Raw genomic sequence first — 22,172 nt, 5'->3', positions numbered from 1 at the left:
GAATGTTGATTATCGGACCTCCTGGCTCCGGCAAAGGAACGCAGGCGGAACGTATTTCGGAGCGGCTCGACGTCGTAGCGATTTCCACCGGGGACATCTTCCGCGCCAACGTCAAGGGTGAGACTCCTCTTGGCCTCGAGGCCAAGAAATACATGGACGCCGGAGATTTTGTTCCGGACAGCGTCACCAACAAAATGGTGCGGGACCGCCTCAGCGAAGGGGACGTCGACGGCGGCTTCCTCCTGGACGGCTACCCCCGCACCACGGCGCAGGTGGACTACCTGGACCAGATCCTCGCTGATGGCGACCAGAAGCTCGACGTCGTGCTGCAGCTGACCGCGGACGACGAGGAGCTGGTCACCCGCCTTCTGGGCCGCGCCAAGGAAACCGGCCGCAGTGACGACAACGAAGCCGTCATCAGGCACCGTCTGGACCTCTACCACGAGCAGACAGAAGCTGTAGTGGCCAAGTACGCGGAGCGCGGGATCCTGACCCAGGTCGACGGCATTGGCGCCATCGACGAAGTCACGGACCGCGTCATGCAGGCCATCAAAGCGGCGCAGGCGGCCTAGCGACTGCACCTGTTCAGCTGTAGAGTCAGGGCAGTTGCCAGACTGGCTCAGTTCCGGAAGGGCACGTTCCACACAGGGAGCGTGCCCTTCCTGTTTGTCTTTGACACCATGGCGGGCCCACCGGGGTCGCCGGTCAGTCCAGTAGGTTTCCGGAGCCTTCCGGACAATTCGAAACGGGGGGACGCTTCATGAGTCGAGTCCTCCCTGCCGCGGCGAAAATTTCCGGCCTCGAAGTCTACGTACCCCCAGGCCGCCTGGACACGGAGCAAGTCGAGCACAAGCTGTCCACGTCCAGCCCAGGCTTCCGTGTCCCCAAGGGAATGATCTCGAGATTGACAGGAATCCGGACCAGGTCCGTTATGGCGGAAACTGAGCAGGCCTCTGATCTTGCAGCCATCGCCGCCGTCAAACTGCTGGCAAACAACGGTCTGGAACCTGACGACGTCGATCTCCTCATCTTCGCCTCGGCGAGCCAGGACATGGTTGAACCGGCCACCGGCCACATAGTGGCCGCCAAACTCGGCCTCGCATGCCCCGTGATGGACGTCAAGAACGCGTGCAACAGCGTCCTCAACGGACTGGAAGTTGCTGAGGCCCTCATCCGGACAGGGCGATACCGGCGGATACTCCTGGCCAGCGGCGAATCTCCATCCCGGGCCGTCAGGTGGGCCGTTCCCGACCCCCAGACGTTTGCTTCAGCCTTCCCCGGTTACACCATGAGCGATGCAGGCTGCGCACTGCTGCTGGAACCAGCCAACCCCGATGACAACTCTGGGGCAGGAATCCTGGGCCTCGGCTTTGCCGCCAAGAGCAGCCATTGGGAGGTCGGGACGCTGGCGACTGGCGGTTCCGTTTCTCCGCGGGATCCCGAAGCGACGTACTTCACTATGGATGGGGAAAAGCTCAAGGATGCGTTTTTGGATCTCGGCAAGGGAATTCTCGATGAGACGCTGGACGATCTTGGGCTGACCTGGTCCGATTTCGCCGTGGTCTGCGTCCACCAGGTCAGCGCTCCCTACCGGGACATATTTGCCCGCGGTGCCGGCGTGCCACAGGACAGGCTCGTCAGGACCGTGGAAGAGTTCGGCAACATGGCATCAGTGAGTCTTCCCCTGCAGTTGAAGATGGCACAGGACCTGGGGCGGTGCGGCTCCGGAGACCTGGTGGCTCTTGTTGGCCTTGCCGGAGGAGTAAGCCTGGGAATCGCAGTGGTGCGTTTATGACGCTTTCCGGCAATGAGGGAGCCTTGGACAAGGGCGCGAAAGTGCACCCGCTTTGTGTGGCTGTTCCGGCCTTGAATGAAGAGAAACTGATCGCCCAGACCCTTGAGGCCCTGGCTGCTCAGCTCCACAAGGATTTCAGTGTGGTGGTCATCGACAACGGGTCCACCGACTCCACCACAGCCGTAGTGGACGAATTCAAGCGGCGGAATCCGGCCATGGACATACGCCTCATCCGGGAGCCCCAGAAAGGGACTGGAGCTGCTGCTGACACAGGCATGCGTTTTGGGGCAGACAATGGGGCCCGCTGGCTGGCCCGTACAGACGCTGATTGCTTGCCCGCGCCGGACTGGACCCTCCGGATCATGAAGGCGTTCGATGACGGCCTGGAAATGATAGCAGGCCAACTCAACCCCCGGCTTGATGAAGGGCTTGGCCATGGCCGGCGCTGGCTGATGCTCCTGGCAGTGGAAGTCGCCTCCTTTTTTGGCCGCATCAGGCCCGGCAACAAGGGAGACGGCTACCTCGGGCCCTATCAGATGCTGCCGGGCTGCAACATGGCCATCACCGCAGACATGTACCTCCGCTCGGGCGGGTTTCCCCGTACCAGTATCGAAGAACTGCACGAGGACAGGGCATTATCCAACAGTGTCCGTAAACTCACCCGCGCCTACGCGCTCCGGCGGGACGTTGTTGTGTTCGGCTCCTCACGCCGCGTCATGGCGTGGGGATTGCCCAACACCCTTGCCTGGTACGCTGACCATCGCTTTCGGCCCGACCACGTCGACATCCGATGACAGCCTTTGCCACCTGGGAACGGCGCGTGCAGCGAGGGGCCCATCCGTTCGCCTATCCGTTGATACGCGCGGTGGGAACCATCCGACCCGTTTTCCGGCTTCCGGGTCTGGGAGTACTGGTCAGCGAAGCTTCACTGGTCCGGGAAGTCCTCATGGATGGGGGCTATACAAAAGCCGGAGCCAAGGCGTCCGGGGCGTTGTGGACACCGGTGGTGGGTCCGCGTGCGCTGCTGAACATGCACGGTGAAGAACACCTGGAGTTGCGGCGCCGGCTCAACGCACTCTTCACTCCGCGGGCCGTGGAGGATATCGTGGCGCCGGCAGCAGCACGTCTGCGGGAGCGATTGGCGACGGGTCTGGAGAACGGGGCGCCTGTCGAGTTTGTGGGGTTGGTGAAGGAACTCTCCGGGGGAGTCATCAGCAGGCTGCTCGGAATTCCTGATGACGCCCCTGGGCGGCTGCCGGACAGCGAATTTTTCAACCGCGCGTCGTCCATCACCTCGGTGGTGAGGCTGGGCCGGCCACGGCTTTCGGCGCGGCAGGTAGCAAAGGCAAAGGCCGCCGTCGAACTTCTTGCCGGTCCTGTGCGCCAGGCATATCGCGACGATGACCCGGATACGTTTCCCGGCCGTCTTCGTGTTCTTGGTCTGAGCGAAGACGAGGCGGTGGGGATCGTCAGTGCTTTTGTGATCGCCGGGACTGAGACCCTGGTCTCCTACGTCCCCCGGCTCGCGGGGCTGCTTTACGACGACGGCAGGCTGCCTGCTCTGGCTGCCGAACGCACCGGGCTCCCCGCGATGGTGAACGAAGGGCTGCGCTTCACGGCGCCGTCGCCGATGATGCTGCGGGAGGCGACCAACGATGGATGGCTGGGCGGCGTGAGGATCAAGCGCGGCGAACGCATCATGCTTTCTACTGTGCATGCGGTAAAGAGCCTTGGCGGCTTTGATCCCGGGATGCCGATTCCGGCTGCAGCCCGCCAGCTCTGGTTCGGCGCGGGCGCGCATTTCTGCATTGGGATGCCGCTGGCTATGGCTGAAATCAACTCGGCAATGACGGTCCTGCTCGATGAGTACAACCTCCAACCCTGGACCATTCGCTCCCGGACCATCAGCCGGAATGTCCTCATTCCCGGCTACAAATCATTGGAGCTGGTCCGTGCACAGTGAAAAGCAAACCCATGATCAGCAGACGCCTGAATCGGGAACTGAAACTGACCTGATTGCAGCGGTCTACGAGTCGGCGTCGAAGTACCCGGACAACCCGGCGCTCACCGCACCCCCCAGACGGAACGGCAAGCCCGGAAAGACAGTCAGTTACCGGGAGCTTGTGGCCGCTGTTGAGTCCACAGCGGCGGCTTTGCAGAGGGACGGCTTCGGACCAGGGGAGCGCTTGCTTTTCTCTGTGAGGCCCGGTCCCGCTGCGTTCACTCTCGCCTTGGCTGCGGTCCGCGCCGGCGGGTCCATAGTCTTCATCGATCCTGGCGTAGGTCCTGAACTGTTTCGGAAAAGGGCTTCACTCGCCTCCCCGCGCTGGGCTGCCGCCGAGTCAATCCTGTATGCGCTGAGCGCGCCGGGGCCACTCCGCCCGCTGGCACGGCGCAGGGGGCTACTCCTTCCGAATTATGGGGCTATGAAGGTCCGGCATTTTCACTCGGGGTCCTGGCTGCCAGGAGTTCCTTTGAAGTCCAGGAACGTCCGCGCGCTCTCCCGGAAAGGCTACTCCGACGACGGCGTGACTTCCGGGGGGTCCGCCGGTTCAGATCCGCTGGTGGCACCGGCTGATCCCCGGCAGGAAGCCGTTATCATCTTCACGTCGGGCACCACCGGACATCCGAAAGGCGTGGTCCATAGCCGCGGAACCTTGGCGGCGGGCTTTCGGCAGCTGAGTACGCGCTGCACCTTTTCTGCCGGTGACCGCATCCATTCCGAGCAACTGATGATGGGCCTTCCCGCGTTGATTGCCGGGGCGCACTGGACCATGCCGGCCTACGGTCTTTCGGCCCGGATTGATCCGTTGCGGTTCGCCGCCGAACTCGGTGCATCGGCCGGGCACAGAGGCGAGGCCTCTTACGGTCCTGCCAGCCATGTCTTTCTGGTGCCATCCCAGATGGCTCCAATCCTTGACGCCATCGACGCCGGCCAATTGTCCTGGCCTGCCCCTCTGAAGACAGTGATGCTGGGCGCCGCCCCCGTTCTGGCATCGTTTCTCGAACGTGCCATGCGGCTTCTTCCGAACGTCGGCTTCCACTGCATCTATGGCATGACTGAAGTGCTCCCCGTCGCCATCGCCGGGGGAAGGGAGAAATTGGATTTCGCTTCCGGGCTCACTGCCGAATTCCGAACAGAGGGAGGCCTGGGGGAAGGTGACTACCTCGGTGAGCCGCTGCCCGGAGTCCAGGCAAGAGTTGAGCAGGACCACGAATTGATGCTCTCGGGCCAGAACATGTGTTTGGGCTACCTTGGCGAGGACACCATGACCGAGATGGCAACCGGCGACCTTGTCCGGCTGGATCATGGTCCCGAGGCCGTTGATGGAGCCGGAGATGGCCGGAGGGGAAGGCTGGTCATGCTCGGACGCAAGAAGGACATGATTATCCGGGGGAAGACCAACATCTATCCTGGCCTTTATGAGCCTCTTATCGCTGGCATTGATGGCGTAGCCCAAGCAGTGCTCATCGGTGTGCCAAATGCCATTGGCGATGAAGCGGTCTGCCTGGTGGTCGAGCCCATTCGCGGTTATTCGCCTGTGGAGGTCAAACGGACCATCGAGCGGGAGCTTTCCCTGTTGATTGACGAATCTGCCCTGCCGGATCGGATAGAGGTCATGCCAAGTCTCCCGGGTTCCGGAAGGCACAACAAAACAGACCGCGTGGCGTTGCGGGCATTATTTTCGGAGAGCATCCCTTGAGGATTGCAGTCACGGGAGCAGCGGGCTTCGTAGGGGGCGCGATTGCTGTTGCTGCCGAGGCACGCGGTTGGGAAGTGGTTCGGTATGGACGGCGTCCCCTGCCGGGCCACAACGTCTGGGACCTGGGCGAAGGTCCGTTGAGCTCACCGCCTGCTGTAGATGCGGTTGTCCACGCTGGTGCCCAAGTGCGGGATTGGGGCGCCACTGAACCATTCCATAGGGTCAACGTGCTCGGCACCAAGGCAGTTGCAGCCACTTTCCCCGACGCCCGCCTGGTCCACATTTCCAGCTCCAGCGTTTACCCGTGGTGGGAGCCATGCGTCAACAGAGGGGAAGATCCCGTCTCGGGCCGCTACCTCAATGCCTACTCTTCCTCCAAAGCATTGGCGGAAGGATTTGCTGCCAAGCATCCGCGTGCCGTTATGCTCCGGCCGCACGGTGTTTACGGTCCCGGTGACAAGACGTTGTTGCCGCGACTGATCAGTAATGTGCGTCGAGGCCGGGTACTGGCCGTCGGGGACGCCAACGTCCTTCACCAACTCACGTCCATCGAAAACCTGGCTGAAGCGGCATTGGCTGCATGCACTACAGAGGTCACAGGAGCCGTGAATGTAGGTGATAGCCATCCTGTGGCTTTGGGGGAAGTCCTCCGGGAGGTTCTCGACGCAACAGGTCATGCCGACGTCGAACTTGCCTTTATTCCTTTGCCCGCCGCAATGTGTCTGGCGGCGTCTATGGAGGCCGTCGCGGGAGTCATCCGTAAGGCGCCGCGACTGACCCGCTATGCCGTGAGCCAACTGGGCTTCCAGCGCACCTACTCTCTGGGCAGGCTCCGCGATGAACTGCGGGTCCAGCCTGTTACGAGCTGCTTCGCCAATGCGGGAGAATGGATCGAAGAAGAGACCCGGGATGACGGACATCCTGCAGAGACGAAGCACTGAGGTATCCATGGCATTCGGCCAGCCCCGTATTGAGTACAAGACCGACGCCCAGATACGCATCATGCACAAGGCAGGGCTTGTTTTGAGCCGCGCCCTCGATGCCGCTGCTGCTGCCGCCACTGCCGGCACCACCACCAAGGAACTTGATGAGGTGTTCGCCGCTGTCCTCAACGACTCCGGTGCCAAGTCCAATTTCCTGGGCTATCACGGGTTCCCGGCGACCATCTGCACCTCCGTTAATGAAGAAGTGGTGCATGGTATCCCCGGCAGCCGCGTCTTGCAGGACGGCGACATCCTCTCCATCGACGGCGGCGCAATCGTGGACGGGTGGCATTCCGATTCCGCTCGCACCGTTATTGTCGGAACGGCCGATCCCGCAGATCAGCGCCTCTCGGATGTGACTGAGACAGCCATGTGGCACGGGATAGCGGCCCTCGCCACTGGAAAGTACGTCGGTGACATAGGTTCCGCTGTAGACGACTACGTCTCTTCTGTGCCGGGCAATCAGCTCGGCATCCTCGAAGACTATGTAGGTCACGGCATCGGCTCTGAGATGCACATGGCGCCGGACGTTCCCAACTACAGGACGGGTCATCGGGGGCCGAAGATCCGCCCCGGTCTCTGCCTGGCAATCGAACCGATGCTCGTCCGCGGCGGCATTGACACCGCAGTGCTCGACGACGACTGGACCGTTGTCACCACTGACGGGCAGCGATCCTGCCAATGGGAACATTCGGTTGCAGTCCACAGCAAGGGGATCTGGGTTCTTTCCGCCCCCGACGGCGGCGCGGAGCGCCTGGCGCCGCTGGGAGTGGTTCCCACCCCGATTCCCTGACCCTGAGACTTTTTCCCCGCCCGGGACATTAACCCATTAGCTGGCCGTTCAAAAGCGCGGCGGCATAAGGGGGAGGGGGCCCATGGGTAAACTGGGGAAATGTCTGTTCGTCGCGGTTCATTGAAGGCTGTCCTGGCCATCGTCGCTTGCTTGTTCCTTGCAGCAACCATGACTGCCGCGAAGGATCCTACGTCCGCTGCCAAATACTGCTCAGCGGATGTCACCAAGCAGAAGCTTCAATGCCACGACACGCCTGAGGAGCTAAACCGCTCGCTGGAGCTTGCCGGCGTAGATGCCGGCAAAGCGGATAAAGGTAAAGAGGGATTCCGGCTCAAGTCTGAAGCAAGCGCTCAGGCGACGTCCGTCATAGGCACCATTTATGACAATTCCGGGTACGGCGGCGGCTATTTGAACATCGTCGGGAACCCGTGCTGGTCGGGCTACACGGGTTTCATCGACCTGACCTGGACGGGTTGGAATGACCGTTTGTCCTCCTTTATTGGCGGATCAGGCTGCCGCTTGTATCTTCACGAGCATTCGAACGGTACAGGGGCCGGTTATGGCTGGGCCGCATCCTCATCCTGGGTTGGCACCATGAACGATCGCACTTCCTCCATCAGCTTTTCGCCCTAGGTAAATGGCGGGTTTCTTCAGGTCCCGGACCGGCGTCGGTCCGGGCGATCCTGACAACGAAGCAGAATTGCTCAAAGGGCTCGTAAAGCGCGATGAGAGTGCGTTCGGCGAGGTCTATGACCGGTACGCCGATGGCGTCCTGCGATACCTCGTGAAGATGACAGGCAGTATCCCCGCTGCGGAAGAGCTGGCACAGGAGACGTTTTTCCTGCTGTGGGAGAAGGCAAAGACCGTGAGCCTTGTTAACGGCTCCCTGCGCCCCTGGATTTTCTCTTCAGCCAAATTCCTGAGCTACAACCACAACCGGAAACACGGAAACCAGCCGACAGCTGACATTGATGAGCTGGATGCCAGCAAAGCCTTAGTAGCCGTCTCGGCGGAGAGCATTGTTGTCACCAATGACCAGATCTCGCAGGTCATGGCTGTGGTAGCAACCATGTCTGTTCAGGACCAGGCCGTATTCCGGATGTTCTTCCTGGGCGACGTACCGCACGCCCAGATTGCCGCGGCTACAGGGATAACCACGGCAGCTGTAAAGAACCGCGTATTGCGGATGCGTTCCAAACTAAAAGAACTGTTTAACGAGACCGAGGGGGAGGTGACTCAAAAATGGCGGATCTGAGCGAGAGCCGTGAGCGTGTACGTGCCGCGCTCACCAGCAGGATCAGTGCCGATCTGCGCCGTCGGCGCCGACGCAGGAACCGCCTGGTAGGGGTCATCATGACGCCCTTGGTCCTCGCTGCTGCGACTGCTGGGTTTTATATCCTCAACGTGACGCCGGAACAGGCAAAATACACCGCCTTCTGCTATTCGGGTCCTTCCGCCAAGTCGTACGCCGAAGAAGTCGCTTTGGCGGTTGGCGGTCCCGAGGACAACACTGAGGCCGTCGATCCGGTGGAGCTCTGCAGCTCGCTGTGGCGTGATGGCAGAATCCAGCCCGGAGCCACCGTTCGTCCCGCACCGAGGCCGCCTGCAACTGCACCCCCGGCCCCGGCCCCGTCGAAAGTACCCGAGCTGGTCAAGTGCATACGGGACGACTGGCGATACGCGGTCCTGCCGGCTCCAGGTAACGCCCCCATATCAACTGAGGAATTCTGCCCTCAGGTGGGCATGCGCCCGGCAAACCTCGATGTCGAGAAGATGCTCCGGGAGCAGCAAGGCAAATAACGGCACGTGCAGCACAATGGACCCATGGGAGCCATCACTGACGTCACAGGTATCCGGGTAGGCCAGGTCCAAAAGTCCGACGACGGCTGGTTGAGCGGGGTCACAGTGGTCCTGCCGCCGCCCGGGACTATCGGCTCCGTTCATGTCCAAGGCGGTGGGCCGGGCACTCACGAAACAGATGCACTGGATCCCACCACCCTGACGTCCTTCGTTGACGCCGTGGTCCTGACAGGCGGCAGCGCATACGGTCTGGTCGCAGCCCACGGCGCCCAGCGCTGGTGCGAGGAGAACGGCAGGGGCTTCGAAGTTCCCGGTGGCATTGTTCCCATCGTCCCGGCCGCAGCCATCTTCGACCTCGGCCGCGGCGGCAACTTCGCCGCCCGACCTGACGCCGAGATGGGTTACGCGGCAGCAGCCTCCGCCTTCGCCCAAAAGGACGGGCACGACGTCGAACGCGGCAACGTGGGAGCCGGCACCGGAGCAGCCATGGCCCGAACCTACAAAGGCGGAGTAGGCACGGCCTCGATCACCCTTGACGGCATCTCAGCCGAGGGGCCTATCGTTGTCGGCGCCATAGCGGTGGTCAATGCGCTTGGCTTGCCGTTCGTAACGACCGACGCACACGGTGAGTCTGGCACATCGGAACAGCGGGTGGAACCCGGCAGCGTGCGTCTAAGCGACGAAGGAGCGAGCACGCCGAGGGTTTCGGCCGCTGGGACGGAAGGTGGTCGGAGGGTTGTGGCCCCGGCAGCGGTAGAACCGCGACAGCTCAACACGACGCTCGTCGTCGTCGCTACGAATGCCGTCCTGGACAAGGCTGAGTGCAAGCGGACAGCCTCGGCGGCTCATGCGGGGATCGCCCGGGCTTTGAATCCGAGCCATACTTTGGCCGATGGCGATACCGTGTTCACGCTGGCGACTGGCGAGATCAAGCTGGATCGGAGCAGTGGGGAGGCCCGGATGCTGAGCCTCATCACGCTGCAAAGTGCGGCAGCCGACGTCGTGCGTTCAGCCATTATGGATGGGGTTGCCAGTGCGGTGAGTGTCAGTACCCCGGCAGGGGAGTTTGCTGCATTTGGGGGCACCGTGCGCTAACATGGCAGGATTTAACATTTGCGCCGTCATGGCGTAGTGTTGTCTGTTGGTTGTCTGCCCTGTTGCGCCCTTTTGCGGTCGCTAGGCGATGGCCAATCAATCAAAAAACGTTCACAGTCATGCCCGGTGCATTCCGGAGGGCTGTGGCAACAACAGTTAGCGGAGGATATGGCCAAGAAGGACGGGGTCATAGAGATCGAAGGCGTTGTGACCGAGGCGCTGCCCAATGCGATGTTCCGCGTTGAGCTCACCAACAAGCACATCGTACTTGCACATATCTCTGGAAAAATGCGTCAGCACTACATCAGGATTCTCCCTGAGGACCGGGTAGTGGTGGAGCTGAGCCCTTATGACCTGACACGTGGTCGTATTGTTTACCGCTACAAATAAGCTCTGGGCGGCAACGGCATCAGCCGGAAGCCGCTCCAGTGGTCCAACTGCAACACGCAAAGGAACGCCATGAAGGTCAAGCCGAGCGTCAAGCAGATCTGCGAAAAGTGCAAAGTGATCCGCCGTAATGGCCGGGTCATGGTGATCTGCGAGAACCCGCGCCACAAGCAGCGCCAGGGCTAATTTCCTTCTGGAAATCCCTGGGTTGCTAACCCACGCAAGTAAATAAAAGGCAGCACAAGCTGAACCGGGACATCGAGTAACAACGAGCCTGGACAGCTAACCCCCGGTCGGAGGCTGGGGCCGTACAGAACGTACGGGTGTACTGCCTACGACCTCCGGTTTATTCAAGGAGCACTGCCACTATGGCTCGTCTCGCTGGCGTAGACATTCCCCGCGAAAAGCGGCTGGAAATTGCGCTTACTTACATCTACGGCGTGGGCAAGACCCGTGCACACGAAACCCTGGCTGCTACCGGCATCAGCGCTGACGTTCGGGTCAAAGACCTGACGGACGCGCAGCTGGTTGAGCTGCGTGACTACATTGAAGGCAACTACAAGGTTGAGGGTGACCTTCGCCGCGAAGTAGCAGCTGACATTCGCCGCAAGGTTGAAATCGGCAGCTACGAAGGCCTGCGTCACCGCAAGGGCCTGCCCGTACGCGGACAGCGTACGAAGACCAACGCACGTACCCGCAAGGGCCCGAAGCGTACCGTCGCCGGCAAGAAGAAAGCCGGCCGCTAGAAATAGCTGCTGACTTTCCCCAATAAACTTTCTGTAGGAGAAATAATGCCCCCGAAGACTCGTGGCGCGGTTCGCAAGCCGCGTAAGAAGGACAAGAAGAATATCGCGCTTGGCCAGGCGCACATCAAGAGCACCTTTAACAACACCATCGTGTCCATCACGGACCCGAACGGTGCTGTCATCTCCTGGGCTTCGTCCGGTGAGGTTGGATTCAAGGGCTCACGTAAGTCCACCCCGTTCGCTGCCCAGATGGCTGCCGAAGCTGCTGCAAAGCGTGCACAGGAGCACGGCATGCGCAAGGTTGACGTTTTCGTCAAGGGACCGGGATCCGGACGCGAGACTGCTATCCGTTCACTGCAGGCCGCTGGCCTCGAGGTTGGGTCCATCCAGGACGTAACCCCCAGCGCCCACAACGGCTGCCGTCCGCCGAAGCGCCGCCGCGTCTAAGGCTACTCCCAGCAGCGTGAGCTTGCCCGGACCGTAACAGGTCCGGGCAAGCCCGCCCGCTTTAAGTCTTTAGACCGAACTTTCCACCACCTGTGTTGCGTCATATAGCGGATGCTCGCCGAAAGGAAACCTAAGTGCTCATTGCACAGCGCCCCACCCTCTCCGAAGAGGTCGTCTCCGATAACCGCTCCCGCTTCATCATTGAACCGCTGGAGCCGGGCTTTGGATACACCCTCGGAAACTCCCTCCGCCGTACCCTGCTCTCCTCCATTCCCGGCGCTGCTGTCACCAGCATCCGGATCGATGGCGTGCTGCACGAGTTCACCACGGTTCCGGGTGTCAAGGAAGATGTCACCGAGATCATCCTGAACATCAAGAACCTCTCCGTGTCCTCCGAGCACGATGAGCCGGTTGTTGCTTACCTGCGCAAGCAGGGCCCGGGAGTCGTCACCGCTGCGGACATCGCTCCGCCGGCCGGCGTCGAATTCCACAACCCGGATCTGCACATCGCCACGCTTAACTCGAAGGGCAAGTTCGAGCTCGAACTGACCATCGAGCGCGGCCGCGGCTACGTTTCGGCAGCTCAGAACAAGTCCGGCGACGCCGAGATCGGCCGTATCCCGGTCGACTCGATCTACTCGCCGGTGCTGAAGGTTACTTTCCGCGTGGAAGCCACCCGTGTTGAGCAGCGCACTGACTTCGACAAGCTGATTGTCGACGTCGAGACCAAGCAGGCAATCGCTCCCCGCGACGCCGTTGCTTCCGCAGGCACCACCCTGGTGGAACTGTTCGGTCTGGCCCGCGAGCTGAACACCGCAGCTGAAGGTATCGAGATTGGCCCGTCGCCGACGGATGCTGCCCTGGCAGCAGACATGGCTCTGCCGATCGAGGATCTGGACCTCACCGTCCGTTCCTACAACTGCCTCAAGCGTGAGGGCATCCACACCGTGGGTGAACTCGTTGCCCGCTCCGAGGCTGACCTGATGGACATCCGTAACTTCGGTGCCAAGTCCATCGATGAGGTCAAGGCAAAGCTGGTTGAACTGGGTCTGTCCCTCAAGGACTCACCTCCCGGTTTCGACTTGGCAGCCCGCGCCGCAGCCATCGAAGAGGACGACGCCGCTTTCAGCGACGACGAGCTCTAACAAGCAGATCTTGGCCAGCGGGCCGGCGCACCACGTTGTGCTCGGCCCACTGGCTTTCATATGAGGAGAAACAATTATGCCTACCCCCACTAAGGGTCCGCGCCTCGGAGGCGGCCCGGCTCACGAGCGTCTTATGCTCGCGAACCTGGCAGCAGCACTGTTCGAGCACAAGCGGATCACCACCACGGTGACCAAGGCCAAGCGCCTGAAGCCGTACGCCGAGCGCCTGGTGACTTTCGCCAAGCGCGGTGACCTCGCTTCCCGCCGTCGCGTACTCGGCCTGATCAGCAACAAGGGCGTCGTCCACGAGCTGTTCACCGACATCGCCAAGGCTGTGGAGAACCGCGACGGCGGCTACACCCGCATCACCAAGATCGGCAACCGCAAGGGCGATAACGCTCCCATGGCTGTCATCGAGCTCGTTCTTGAGCCGGTTTCCGCAAAGCAGGCCGTGGTAGCCGAGGCTACCAACGCTGCCAAGCGCGACGCCGACAAGAAGGAAGCAGCTGCTGCTCCGGTTGCTGAAGAAGCTGCTGAGGCCGAGGTTGTTGAGACCGAAGCTGCTGAGACTGAAGCTGCTGAGACTGAAGAGGCACCTGCCGCTGAGGAAGCTGCTGAAGAGCCTGCTGCTGAGGAAAAGGACGCGAAGTAATTCGCTAAAACCTTGGCTTAGACTTAAGTCTATGAACGACCAAAAACCCGCTGCCCCCGTCATAGGGGACGGCGGGTTTTTGCGTATCCGGCTCGATTTGGGGTACGACGGCGGGCCGTTCAGTGGCTGGGCAGTACAGCCCGGACTCAGGACCGTACAAGGTGTTCTGGAGGAGGCCCTGGCTCTGCTGATCCGGCGGCCGGTACGGGTAACAGTGGCCGGACGCACCGACGCCGGGGTGCACGCCCGCGGTCAGGTAGTGCATCTTGACCTCACCCGAGCCGAGTGGCTGGGGCTGAACCGGGGCGCCGAACTGGATCCCGCCGTCGCCCTCCTCAGGCGCCTGAGGGGAGCCCTCAGCAGGGGCCTTGGTGACCTCACAGGGGCCATTGAAGTCCACAGGGTGACAGTGGCCCCCGAAGGCTTTGACGCGCGCTTTTCTGCCCTCTGGAGGCGGTACAGCTACCGCATTGCGGACGGTCCGGCACTCTGGGATCCCTTGGGCAGGTACTCCACTTTGTGGCACAAGTCGCCGTTGGATGTAACGCTGATGAACGAAGGCGCCTCCAAACTCCTGGGCCTGCAGAACTTCCTCTCTTATTGCAAACCCAGGGAAGGTTCCACCACCATCCGCGAGCTCCAGCGGTTCGAATTCGCACGGGGGACTGACGGCGTCATTGTGGCAACGGTCCAGGCGGACGCCTTTTGCCACAACATGGTGCGTGCCCTCATCGGATCGGCCCTTTACGTAGGCGAAGGGGTGGAGTACCCGGGGTGGCTTCATGAGCGGCTGCTGCTGCAGAAGCGTGATGCCCGGTCCGTCTTGGCCGCCCCGCATCCGCTCGTCCTGGAAGAGGTTGCCTATCCCTCGGACAGCGAACTGCTGGCCCGCGCCGAGCTTACCCGGGCGCTGCGGACCTAGGGCCTTGGCCCGGTGCCGCGGTTCGCAGTTGTGGCCTAGGCGCACCGGAGCTTTGCGGGGATGAGTCCAAGAGCTGCCTTGGGCGTGTAGGTAACCAGACTTGTGGACGCCGGCGAGGTCCACAAGCTGATTTTTGAGAGGCCTGAGAAGGTAACGCTTGTCGTCTGGCTGAAAATGAAAGACTTATCGTCGGCATCTACCGTGTAACTGACCAGGCCCCCTGCCGGCCAGGCTCCCGAACTCCAGGTCTTTGCAGGTGTCCCGGACACCAGCTCGTGAAAGGTGGCGGGGTCTCCAGAGTGTGTCAGAGTCAGCGTTACATCGTTGAGGCCTGAATTCGTACAGCTCAGCGTCGGCGCCCGGAGGGCCGTGGCCGTGAAGTTGGCTGAGGCCGAGGTTGAGTCAAGGAACGCAGCATACCCGGGGGAGCTGATGTGAAGTGCACCTGCGGCGACCAGAGCGAGACTGGCCACCAGAGTTGCTGCCATGCGCTTAACGCTGTGGCGGGCCTTACTGCCTGGATTCTGTTGCCTGTCCGGCTCCTTATAGCCAGACTCTCCACCATTGTCAGAACCTGCATCTTTCGGGGGTAGTGCCCGCCGTTTGCCGTGGCGAGGTCCGAAGGCCACATAGAGCAGATAAGCCGTGAAGAGTCCTCCCACGAACATTGCTGCAGGACTGCTGAGCCATGCCACCCCATAGCCCAGCAACGGTGCCGAGAAAACCACCCGATCCGCCTTCTTAAGGACATAGGGTTCGGGATCGGGGACGGTGTTGGCGTCTCCCTTGAGGGTCAGAGTTGCTGCTCCGTCTGCTACATCTGAGACAACAACCCTGTGAGTGATACGGACACCAGCCGAATTTTCGACACTGACGACGTCGCCGGTCTTGATTTCGCGGGCCTCCACCGGAACGCTAACGCCCAAGGAGCCGGTTGCAATCGCAGGGGCCATGGAACCCGTGCGGAAAATCAACGGCTTGGCTCCCAGCATCATCCCCGCCAGTGCTGCGAGGAGGCAAAGAGTTCCGAGGACCGCTCCAAGGGTAAGCAGGTTGTTCTGGAGCGGCGGGAGCTTGGTCATGCTGCTAGCTCCCCATGCTGCCGGTGAACGTGAAGGTGGCTGTTGTGGTGGCGCCTTGGAGGCTGTTAGCAGCGGTGGCAGGCAATTTCACCAGCAGGCAAAGGCTTTCGGTGCCTGCGGCGGGGAGAGACCGGCCCGAGGAAATGAGCGCCTCGGCCAACGGCAGGTCTGCGGTTCCCAGCAGAGTACCGCTGCAGGATCCCGTAGATGCATTGTTTGTTGCAGCACCACCGGCAAAGACACTGACAGTCAACGCCGCGCCCAGATCACCAGAAGCCGTTCCGGCGAGGGCGTAGGCGAGCGGGACTGTGCCGGAGTTGGAGACTGAGATCATCCCGGCCTTGCTCGCACCCGGGTACATTGAAGCCATATCCAGGCTGGTTAGCGCCATTGAATCGGTAAACGGACCTTCAGGAGCAGTACCTAGTTTCAGATCGAGCGTTCCTGCGCTGAAGGTGGCGGTGGCCGTGGACTCATCCGTCCAGGCAGCCAGAGTTCCAACCGCGCCGAGGCCAAACACCATTCCGGCCGCCAGCAGGGCTCGAATACGGATACTCCGGTCAGTTGCCATGGCTCGCCCCTTTGCTCCCCGATTTCCCACCAGAGGGATTTCGGATCTCACGGTGCGCTCACCTTGGTGCGTGCGCCCCCTGACTTCCGCACGGACCTCCGTGCGTCCATCATGGCACCGATCCCCATGAATACGGCATAGCCGAGCAGGAAGACCACCGCGGAGCCGACGGCCCAGATGCGCTGCTCGCCTGTCAGGAGCGAATTCAGATAGCCAGCGAACGGAATGCTGTACCAGACGACACCGCGAATCTGGCCCGCTTTGATCGGCTTTTCATCCGGATGCGGGTTGGCATCCCCCTGTGTGGTGAAGAGGGTTTCTCCGCCCAGCGTCTGTGCAATGGAAATGATCCGGTGCGTGACCACTTCCGGTTCACCCGAACGGATCTGGTAGGTGATGGCGTCGCCGACCTTCAATTCACTGGCTTCGATCGGCTTGATGACAACCAGGCTTCCCGGATCCATCGTTGGACGCATTGATCCCGTCAGCACCGTGTAGGGGGTCGCACCGGTAGCGCGTGGAAGGCCGATCATTGCCACGAGCAATGCCACAACGGTCAGCAAGAGCATCCACGACGCGGTCTGCAGGATCCACCACAACGGACCCGTTGATTTGGGTGCTGACTCCGTGATGCTCATAGCTTCTGGTCACCCCTGAAAGTAAAAGTCGCCGCTGTAGACCCTGAGGCGGCAGTGATGGGTGCATTGGCGTCCAGTTCGACCTCAATGCAAAGAGATTCAGACGACGACGGCGCCAGTTCCCTTCCCGTAAATGTCGCCGTGTCCAGCGGTGCTTGGAAGGGAAGGCCCGCAACCTGGATCTGTGGGGCATCGCATGCTGCGTTGTCCGTGACCGTTACGCGAAGCGAGGCGGCCAGCGCCTCATCGGCCGGGCCGGCGGCTGCTGTGGTGCTGGCGGTAAGACCGTACGTCATATTGGTGCTTCCGCCGTTGCTGATGCTGAGCGGTGCCCGGACGGACTGCCCCGGGATCAGATTACTGGCGTTGAGCGCCGTGAACACATACGTTTCGTCCTGCCCGCCCACGAGCAGTGTGAGGCTGCCAGAGGAAATTGAACCGACATCGACGGCTGACTGATCCTGCCAGAGAGCTCCGGTGGTGCTGGTCGAAACAAGCATGACCAGCACCACCATCCCGGCAAGAATCAGCCACAGTCTCTTCGTCATCGTGATCTCCGAGTGAAAGGAATTACAGCTTCTGCTCGAGGGTCAAGCCCAGTGCAGGGAGGGCCAGGTCGAGGTTCTGGTCGTCCAATTCATTAGCAGCGCTGCTGAAGGCAACGGTAATCTTCACGTTGAAGGTGTACGGCGTGCCGGACTCTACAAAAGTCATCAGGTTTGCATTGTTATCGTCTACCAGAAGGCCTCCGCCGTCGACGGCGGTGTTAGTGACGGTGGCGGCGACATGTTCAGCTGGCAATGCGTTGAAGGCTGTGACAAGCGTGCTTCCGGCGATTTTGAGTTCACCCTTGAGATTGTCGCCTGTGGCTGTGGCAGTCACGGTGGTTGTGTACGTGAGACTGTCGCCAGGAACGATGTCAAAAGTGGCGATATTGATCGGCGTAGCAGGAGTGGCTGTTTGAGCCCATGTGCCCGCGCCAACCGCCAGGGTCATTTGGCCAGTGGAAACGGTCCCGCCAGAAATGCTGTCGAGGTCTTCCCAGAGCGCGAAGCTACCTGCTCCCCCCAGGAGCAGGATGCCTGCTGCGCCGGCCGCTATTGCGCCTTTGGTTGCTTTATTCATTTTGTGTCCCCCCTGAGACCTTTGTACTGCTGAGACCTTACTGCGGGACCTGAGCGTCCCGTTGCAATAATTGTTGCGATCTCCACTCAAGGGGTGATTGAGTTCTTCCCAGCATTGACGCAGGAATGCTCAAGAGTTAGTCAAATCGGCCGCTTTAGGCCTGCGAAGGGGGACCGTCGGCTGGGAGGGCGACCGTGAAGGTACTGCCGGCGCCGGGTTTGCTGGTGCACGAGATTTCGCCGCCATGGCGTTCCACGATGGCTTTCGTGATGGACAACCCCAACCCCACTCCCGGAATGCTGGCCTCCTTAGCGGCAGCGCTCCGATAAAACCTGGTGAAGATCCGTGACGTTTCGGCCTCCGTCATGCCCATCCCGGCATCCTGAACCTGGAGCCTTACCCAGCCCTTTTCAGAGCGTGCGGAAACCTTCACATGGCCTCCATCGGGGGAGTACTTGATGGCGTTGGAAACGAGGTTATCCAGTGCTTGACCTATCCGAAGGGGGTCAACATGCACCCACAGCGGGGCAGGGACATCGGTATCCAACTCCACGCGGGACCGCTCGGCGTGGAGATGCGCCGAGCCGATACTGGACTCCACCAAACCCGCGAGATCCGTTTTGCGAGGGTAGATATGGGCAGCCGCGGATGCGGAAACCAATAGGTCGGAGACGAGTGCCAGCAAGCGCTCTGCGTTCCTCTGTGCGACTTCGAGGCGTTCCACTGCCAGCGGATACAGCGCCTCTTCGTCCTCCAGCACTAGGTCCAGGTTGCCAATAACAGCGTTCAAAGGAGTCCGGAACTCGTGCGAAACGTTCGCAACGAATTCATCTTTTGCCGAGATGGCCTCTACCAGCCCCGTCACGTCGTTGAACACGACGACGGCGCCGTCGAACCCGCCGTCGTCGTTTCGAATCGCCCTGGCGGCAGTGGAAACGGCACGCTGGCGCGGGCTCTCGCCAAACCACACAAGGTGATCGGCGAAGGTTTCACCACGGATTGCGCGCTTGACCGGGTGCCGGTCGGGAGGGAGGGGAGTCTTACGGTCCTGGCTCAGGAGCAGGGGTTGGGTGTCGTCCCCGTCGTTCTTCAAAGAAGGGTCAGCATCCAGGGTGTGGCCAACCGGACGGGCCGCGGACTCAAAATGATTCTGCTGATCGTTGACGAGCAGGACTTTGCCGTCAGCATCAACAGCAATAATTCCCACATCAACGGTGTCCAAAATTGTGTGCAGTAGGCGCTCATTCTCCTTGCTGGCGGCAAGAAGATTTCGCATTTCCGCTTCTTGGGATTCGAGACGGCGTTGCTGAAGCCTCATATTGACGCTTGCAAAACGAACGGCCAGGGAAACGGCCAGCATCATGAAGGGCAACAGCACAGCAGTGGTTATATCAGCCGGCGTGATGTGGGGGATTTTCGCCAACAGACTTGGCAGTCCAATGAGAGCGGGCCCGAAAAAGCTCAGTATTATGCCTGTTTTGGCGGCCATACCCGAGGCGGACAGCCAAATAACAGGAAATATTGCCAGTACGCTGAGGCCCTGCAAATTCGGCGCAGCGCCGTTGCGGCTGAGCCCGATGGCGACAAGGTCCAGGATGGGTATGACCAACTGGGCATACGGACCCAACCGCTCCCACGGAACCAACAGGCAACCCGCAAACAACAGGGCATGTAACACGAGCGATGCAATGAACAATTCGCTTGTCAGCACAGCCGGCCATGCAGCCGGTGCGGCAATAACCAGACCGACAATGATGACCGTCAGCGGCAGCTGGCACAAAGCCACCTGAGCCCGTGGTCCGAGTCTCCGGAAGTACCGGTCAACCGTGCGCGCTATAAAGCGGTCACTCGATTCTTTATTTTGCATTTAGTGTCATGATAAATGACGCGAGGCCATTCGTGATGAAAAAAGTGGTGCTAAGTGACATTGAGCCTTGTAGCGTAGATAGTGTTGCAGTGAATGCCACATTGGCGCTGGGCAGATGAGGGAATTCACCGGACATGGGGTAACAAATGAACGATCTTGGGGTGGCCGTTGTCATCGAAGACGACGCCGACATGCGTAACCTTTTGGAGGCGGTTTTGGGGCAAGCCGGCTTTGAAGTTCATTCGGCAGCGGACGGACGCCAGGGGGTTGAAATTGTTCGGGAGCATCAAGCCAATGTTGTGACGCTTGATGTGGGGCTACCGGACATTGACGGCTTCGAGGTGCTTCGGAGAATCCGGAACTTCAGCGACGCCTATGTGGTGATGCTGACTGGCCGGACCGAGGAGCCTGATGTGTTGATGGCTCTTCACGCCGGTGCGGACGACTACATCGCCAAACCCTTCCGGCCACGCGAACTGCGGGCCCGTGTCGCCGCGATGATGCGGCGGCCCAGGTACAACGCCGAAGGGGCGCAACCGCCGGCGGCTCCGGCAACGTCGGCAGTTCCCGCCGCCCAGCAGGACACAGCCGTTCTGCGGCACAACGGCCTGGACCTGAACCGCAAAACCCGCTCGGTTCTGCTCCGCGGTGAAGCATTGGGGCTTACCCGCAGCGAGTTCGACCTTCTGCACGAACTGCTCCGGGGTGGGGGTGCGGTGTGTACGAAGGCTGACCTGGTACGGGTGGTCCGGGGTGATTACTACGAAGAGAATACGTATATCAGCGAATCGGACGAGCGGGCAGTTGAAGTTCACATTGGCAACCTCCGCCGGAAACTCCGAGAGGATCCGCAGTCACCCCGCTGGCTTCAGACGGTTCGTGGAGTGGGTTACCGGCTCGCTCCGTCCAAACCGGACGAGTCCAACTGAGGCGATTGAACCTGGACCTTACTCTGCGACCTCTAAGTACATAAAGCGGAGCTCGCGGATGGTTTGTCCGCCATGCTCAGCAATGTCCGCCAGAAGGGCATTCGCCGCGGAGTAATCCTCACGGCGGATGAGCTTTTCCAAGCTTTCGGCCAGCCATGCCAGTCGCTGGCCGCCCACCATGGACGACGCAATCTTCAGGCTGATCACGGCGTCCATTGCTGCCGGCCAGTCCTGAGTTGCGACGGCAGCGGCCAGACGACGGAACCGCTGTTCCCACATATCGGTGTAGTCGCTGACAAATCTGAGCGCCACGGCCCGGCCATCCAGTTGGTCTTCTAGGTCCTTCAACACTGCGGGGTCCACCAACAGAAGGTCAAGGAGTCCGAAGTCTGCTGCCAAGCCCGCGTGCCCCAGCGGTGCTGCTGGCAAGAAGCGGCTAACACCACCGTCACTGGACATAGGGCTTGGAATCGACATGAGTTAAGGCTACTTCCTGATTTGGCGGAACTGGCCGCCCTCGGCATATCCTGCGGAAACATTGTGACTTCCTTGAGAGCCTAAACGCGGGCATCCTTGAGAGCCTGGGCGGGGGCTGCATGAGCTCATCATTGGCCGCTGAAAGTGGTGATGGCGTTGATGACCGCAGGGCCCAGAATCGCGATGAAGAGCACAGGAAAGATGAAGAAAAGCAGGGGAAAGAGAATGCTTACCGGAAGCTTCATGGCCTTCTCTTCAGCCCTTTGACGGCGCTTCACGCGCATCACCTTGGCCTGGACTCTCAGTACCCGGCTGATGGCAATCCCATAGGTGTCTGCCTGGACGATCGCCTGGACAAAGCTGCGTAGCTCAGGAAGGTTGGTGCGCTCAGCCAACGCCAGATAGGATTCGCGGCGGCTGCGGCCTACCTGCATGTCCTGCAGGGTGCGGACCAGTTCTTCGGCCAGCGGACCCTTGCCATTTTCGCCTGCGCGCGCCATGGCACCTTCGAAACCCAATCCGGCTTCGACGGCGATGAGCATCTGGTCCAAAGTGTTGGCCAGCTCCAGCTGCATGGCCTTCTGCCGTTCCATGCCTTTGCTGTAAAGCATGAGATCAGGAATGAAGTATCCAAGGAACAGCACGAAAAGGCCCACGAGCTTGATAAGTGGAGCCGGGCTGCTGGTACTGATCAGAAGACCCAGCGCCGCGCCGAGCAATCCCAAGACGGGTTTCGCTGCGAGGATCCGGCCCAGCGGCCAAGCCACAGGCCTGCCTGCGAGCGAAAGCAGCCGATCGAGTTTACGGACATAGGCCGTCGGCGTTAGACGGTAACCAATGGCGGAAAGTAAGTCACTGCTGCTTTTCTCCGGAGCTTCGGCGTTCTGCCGGCCGCGCGTCAGGATATCCACGGTGGCTGTCCGGCTCTTGCGGTCAACAGAGAGGATGGACCAGGTGAGAAAGCCGATGGGCAGGGCTACCAGGAGGAGCGAGGACAATATCAATGGATTCATG

27 protein-coding genes are annotated in these 22,172 nt (G+C 60.9%); 19 read left to right on the top strand and 8 right to left on the bottom strand.

Going from position 1 to position 22,172, the window contains the following annotated elements:
* Positions 1-2: 2 nt before the first annotated feature.
* The 18 genes from MU551_RS17075 (at position 3) to MU551_RS16990 (ending at position 14,469) form a co-directional block, all read left to right on the top strand.
* A complete protein-coding gene (locus MU551_RS17075) occupies positions 3-572 on the top strand; it encodes an adenylate kinase (protein WP_247046546.1) in 570 nt (189 codons plus the stop codon).
* Positions 573-760: 188 nt separating this feature from the next.
* Positions 761-1,795, top strand: coding sequence for a 3-oxoacyl-ACP synthase III family protein (locus MU551_RS17070; RefSeq protein ID WP_247046524.1), 1,035 nt, complete (start codon positions 761-763; stop codon positions 1,793-1,795).
* Positions 1,792-2,589 (top strand): glycosyltransferase family A protein, encoded by a 798-nt coding sequence (locus tag MU551_RS17065; RefSeq protein WP_247046523.1) that lies wholly within the window; start codon positions 1,792-1,794, stop codon positions 2,587-2,589. The genes MU551_RS17070 and MU551_RS17065 overlap by 4 nt, the downstream gene beginning before the upstream one ends.
* Positions 2,586-3,758 (top strand): cytochrome P450, encoded by a 1,173-nt coding sequence (locus MU551_RS17060; RefSeq protein WP_247046520.1) that lies wholly within the window; start codon positions 2,586-2,588, stop codon positions 3,756-3,758. The genes MU551_RS17065 and MU551_RS17060 overlap by 4 nt, the downstream gene beginning before the upstream one ends.
* Complete coding sequence (locus MU551_RS17055) at positions 3,748-5,499, top strand: class I adenylate-forming enzyme family protein (RefSeq protein ID WP_247046517.1); 1,752 nt, start codon at positions 3,748-3,750, stop codon at positions 5,497-5,499. Before MU551_RS17060 ends, MU551_RS17055 begins: the two co-directional genes overlap by 11 nt.
* On the top strand, positions 5,496-6,440 hold the full coding sequence (locus MU551_RS17050) for an NAD-dependent epimerase/dehydratase family protein (RefSeq protein WP_247046515.1): 945 nt from the start codon (positions 5,496-5,498) through the stop codon (positions 6,438-6,440). The genes MU551_RS17055 and MU551_RS17050 overlap by 4 nt, the downstream gene beginning before the upstream one ends.
* A gap of 7 nt (positions 6,441-6,447) precedes the next feature.
* Positions 6,448-7,275, top strand: coding sequence for a type I methionyl aminopeptidase (map, locus tag MU551_RS17045; RefSeq protein ID WP_247046545.1), 828 nt, complete (start codon positions 6,448-6,450; stop codon positions 7,273-7,275).
* Positions 7,276-7,374: 99 nt separating this feature from the next.
* Complete coding sequence (locus MU551_RS17040) at positions 7,375-7,908, top strand: hypothetical protein (RefSeq protein ID WP_247046513.1); 534 nt, start codon at positions 7,375-7,377, stop codon at positions 7,906-7,908.
* Between the two features lie 4 nt (positions 7,909-7,912).
* Complete coding sequence (locus MU551_RS17035; RefSeq protein WP_247046512.1) at positions 7,913-8,530, top strand: RNA polymerase sigma factor; 618 nt, start codon at positions 7,913-7,915, stop codon at positions 8,528-8,530.
* Complete coding sequence (locus MU551_RS17030; RefSeq protein ID WP_247046511.1) at positions 8,518-9,075, top strand: hypothetical protein; 558 nt, start codon at positions 8,518-8,520, stop codon at positions 9,073-9,075. Before MU551_RS17035 ends, MU551_RS17030 begins: the two co-directional genes overlap by 13 nt.
* 24 nt (positions 9,076-9,099) lie before the next feature.
* Positions 9,100-10,170: a P1 family peptidase gene (locus tag MU551_RS17025; protein ID WP_247046510.1), complete on the top strand. Its 1,071-nt coding sequence runs from the start codon at positions 9,100-9,102 to the stop codon at positions 10,168-10,170.
* Positions 10,171-10,338: 168 nt separating this feature from the next.
* Positions 10,339-10,560 (top strand): translation initiation factor IF-1, encoded by a 222-nt coding sequence (infA, locus tag MU551_RS17020; protein WP_009358723.1) that lies wholly within the window; start codon positions 10,339-10,341, stop codon positions 10,558-10,560.
* A gap of 69 nt (positions 10,561-10,629) precedes the next feature.
* A complete protein-coding gene (gene rpmJ / locus MU551_RS17015) occupies positions 10,630-10,743 on the top strand; it encodes a 50S ribosomal protein L36 (protein WP_009358722.1) in 114 nt (37 codons plus the stop codon).
* Positions 10,744-10,925: 182 nt separating this feature from the next.
* Positions 10,926-11,303 (top strand): 30S ribosomal protein S13, encoded by a 378-nt coding sequence (gene rpsM / locus MU551_RS17010; protein WP_011692780.1) that lies wholly within the window; start codon positions 10,926-10,928, stop codon positions 11,301-11,303.
* A gap of 45 nt (positions 11,304-11,348) precedes the next feature.
* Positions 11,349-11,750, top strand: coding sequence for a 30S ribosomal protein S11 (rpsK, locus tag MU551_RS17005; protein ID WP_018773682.1), 402 nt, complete (start codon positions 11,349-11,351; stop codon positions 11,748-11,750).
* 134 nt (positions 11,751-11,884) lie between these two features.
* Positions 11,885-12,895, top strand: coding sequence for a DNA-directed RNA polymerase subunit alpha (locus MU551_RS17000; protein ID WP_056626606.1), 1,011 nt, complete (start codon positions 11,885-11,887; stop codon positions 12,893-12,895).
* 76 nt (positions 12,896-12,971) lie between these two features.
* Positions 12,972-13,547, top strand: a complete 576-nt coding sequence (rplQ, locus tag MU551_RS16995) for a 50S ribosomal protein L17 (protein WP_247046508.1) — start codon at positions 12,972-12,974, stop codon at positions 13,545-13,547.
* Between the two features lie 31 nt (positions 13,548-13,578).
* On the top strand, positions 13,579-14,469 hold the full coding sequence (locus tag MU551_RS16990; RefSeq protein WP_247046505.1) for a tRNA pseudouridine synthase A: 891 nt from the start codon (positions 13,579-13,581) through the stop codon (positions 14,467-14,469).
* A gap of 35 nt (positions 14,470-14,504) precedes the next feature.
* Here MU551_RS16990 and MU551_RS16985 read toward each other — a convergent pair whose 3' ends face one another.
* The 6 genes from MU551_RS16985 to MU551_RS16960 all read right to left on the bottom strand — a co-directional run bounded on the left by MU551_RS16985 (position 14,505) and on the right by MU551_RS16960 (position 19,752).
* On the bottom strand, positions 14,505-15,551 hold the full coding sequence (locus tag MU551_RS16985; protein WP_247046504.1) for a signal peptidase I: 1,047 nt from the start codon (positions 15,549-15,551) through the stop codon (positions 14,505-14,507).
* Between the two features lie 4 nt (positions 15,552-15,555).
* A complete protein-coding gene (locus MU551_RS16980) occupies positions 15,556-16,122 on the bottom strand; it encodes a SipW-dependent-type signal peptide-containing protein (protein ID WP_247046503.1) in 567 nt (188 codons plus the stop codon).
* A gap of 47 nt (positions 16,123-16,169) precedes the next feature.
* A complete protein-coding gene (locus MU551_RS16975; RefSeq protein ID WP_247046501.1) occupies positions 16,170-16,760 on the bottom strand; it encodes a signal peptidase I in 591 nt (196 codons plus the stop codon).
* A complete protein-coding gene (locus MU551_RS16970; RefSeq protein WP_247046499.1) occupies positions 16,757-17,308 on the bottom strand; it encodes a hypothetical protein in 552 nt (183 codons plus the stop codon). The genes MU551_RS16975 and MU551_RS16970 overlap by 4 nt, the downstream gene beginning before the upstream one ends.
* A 22-nt stretch (positions 17,309-17,330) precedes the next feature.
* The gene (locus tag MU551_RS16965; RefSeq protein ID WP_247046496.1) at positions 17,331-17,885 is read right to left on the bottom strand and encodes an alternate-type signal peptide domain-containing protein; all 555 of its coding nucleotides are present in this window, start codon (positions 17,883-17,885) and stop codon (positions 17,331-17,333) included.
* 154 nt (positions 17,886-18,039) lie between these two features.
* Positions 18,040-19,752: a sensor histidine kinase gene (locus tag MU551_RS16960; protein ID WP_247046494.1), complete on the bottom strand. Its 1,713-nt coding sequence runs from the start codon at positions 19,750-19,752 to the stop codon at positions 18,040-18,042.
* Between the two features lie 146 nt (positions 19,753-19,898).
* On the opposite strand from MU551_RS16960, the gene MU551_RS16955 reads away from it, so the two are divergent.
* Positions 19,899-20,681 (top strand): response regulator transcription factor, encoded by a 783-nt coding sequence (locus tag MU551_RS16955; RefSeq protein WP_247046493.1) that lies wholly within the window; start codon positions 19,899-19,901, stop codon positions 20,679-20,681.
* 18 nt (positions 20,682-20,699) lie between these two features.
* On the opposite strand, the gene MU551_RS16950 is transcribed toward MU551_RS16955, so the two are convergent.
* Both MU551_RS16950 and MU551_RS16945 read right to left on the bottom strand, forming a co-directional pair.
* Positions 20,700-21,158 (bottom strand): Hpt domain-containing protein, encoded by a 459-nt coding sequence (locus MU551_RS16950; RefSeq protein ID WP_247046491.1) that lies wholly within the window; start codon positions 21,156-21,158, stop codon positions 20,700-20,702.
* A 128-nt stretch (positions 21,159-21,286) separates the two neighbouring features.
* Positions 21,287-22,171, bottom strand: a complete 885-nt coding sequence (locus tag MU551_RS16945) for a type II secretion system F family protein (protein WP_247046489.1) — start codon at positions 22,169-22,171, stop codon at positions 21,287-21,289.
* Position 22,172: the final 1 nt, after the last annotated feature.

The sequence above is a fragment of the Arthrobacter rhizosphaerae genome (assembly GCF_023062595.1).
GTDB lineage: Bacteria > Actinomycetota > Actinomycetes > Actinomycetales > Micrococcaceae > Arthrobacter > Arthrobacter rhizosphaerae.
The sequence above is the reverse complement of the archived record's forward strand: the minus strand, read 5'-3'. Positions and strand labels throughout refer to the sequence as shown.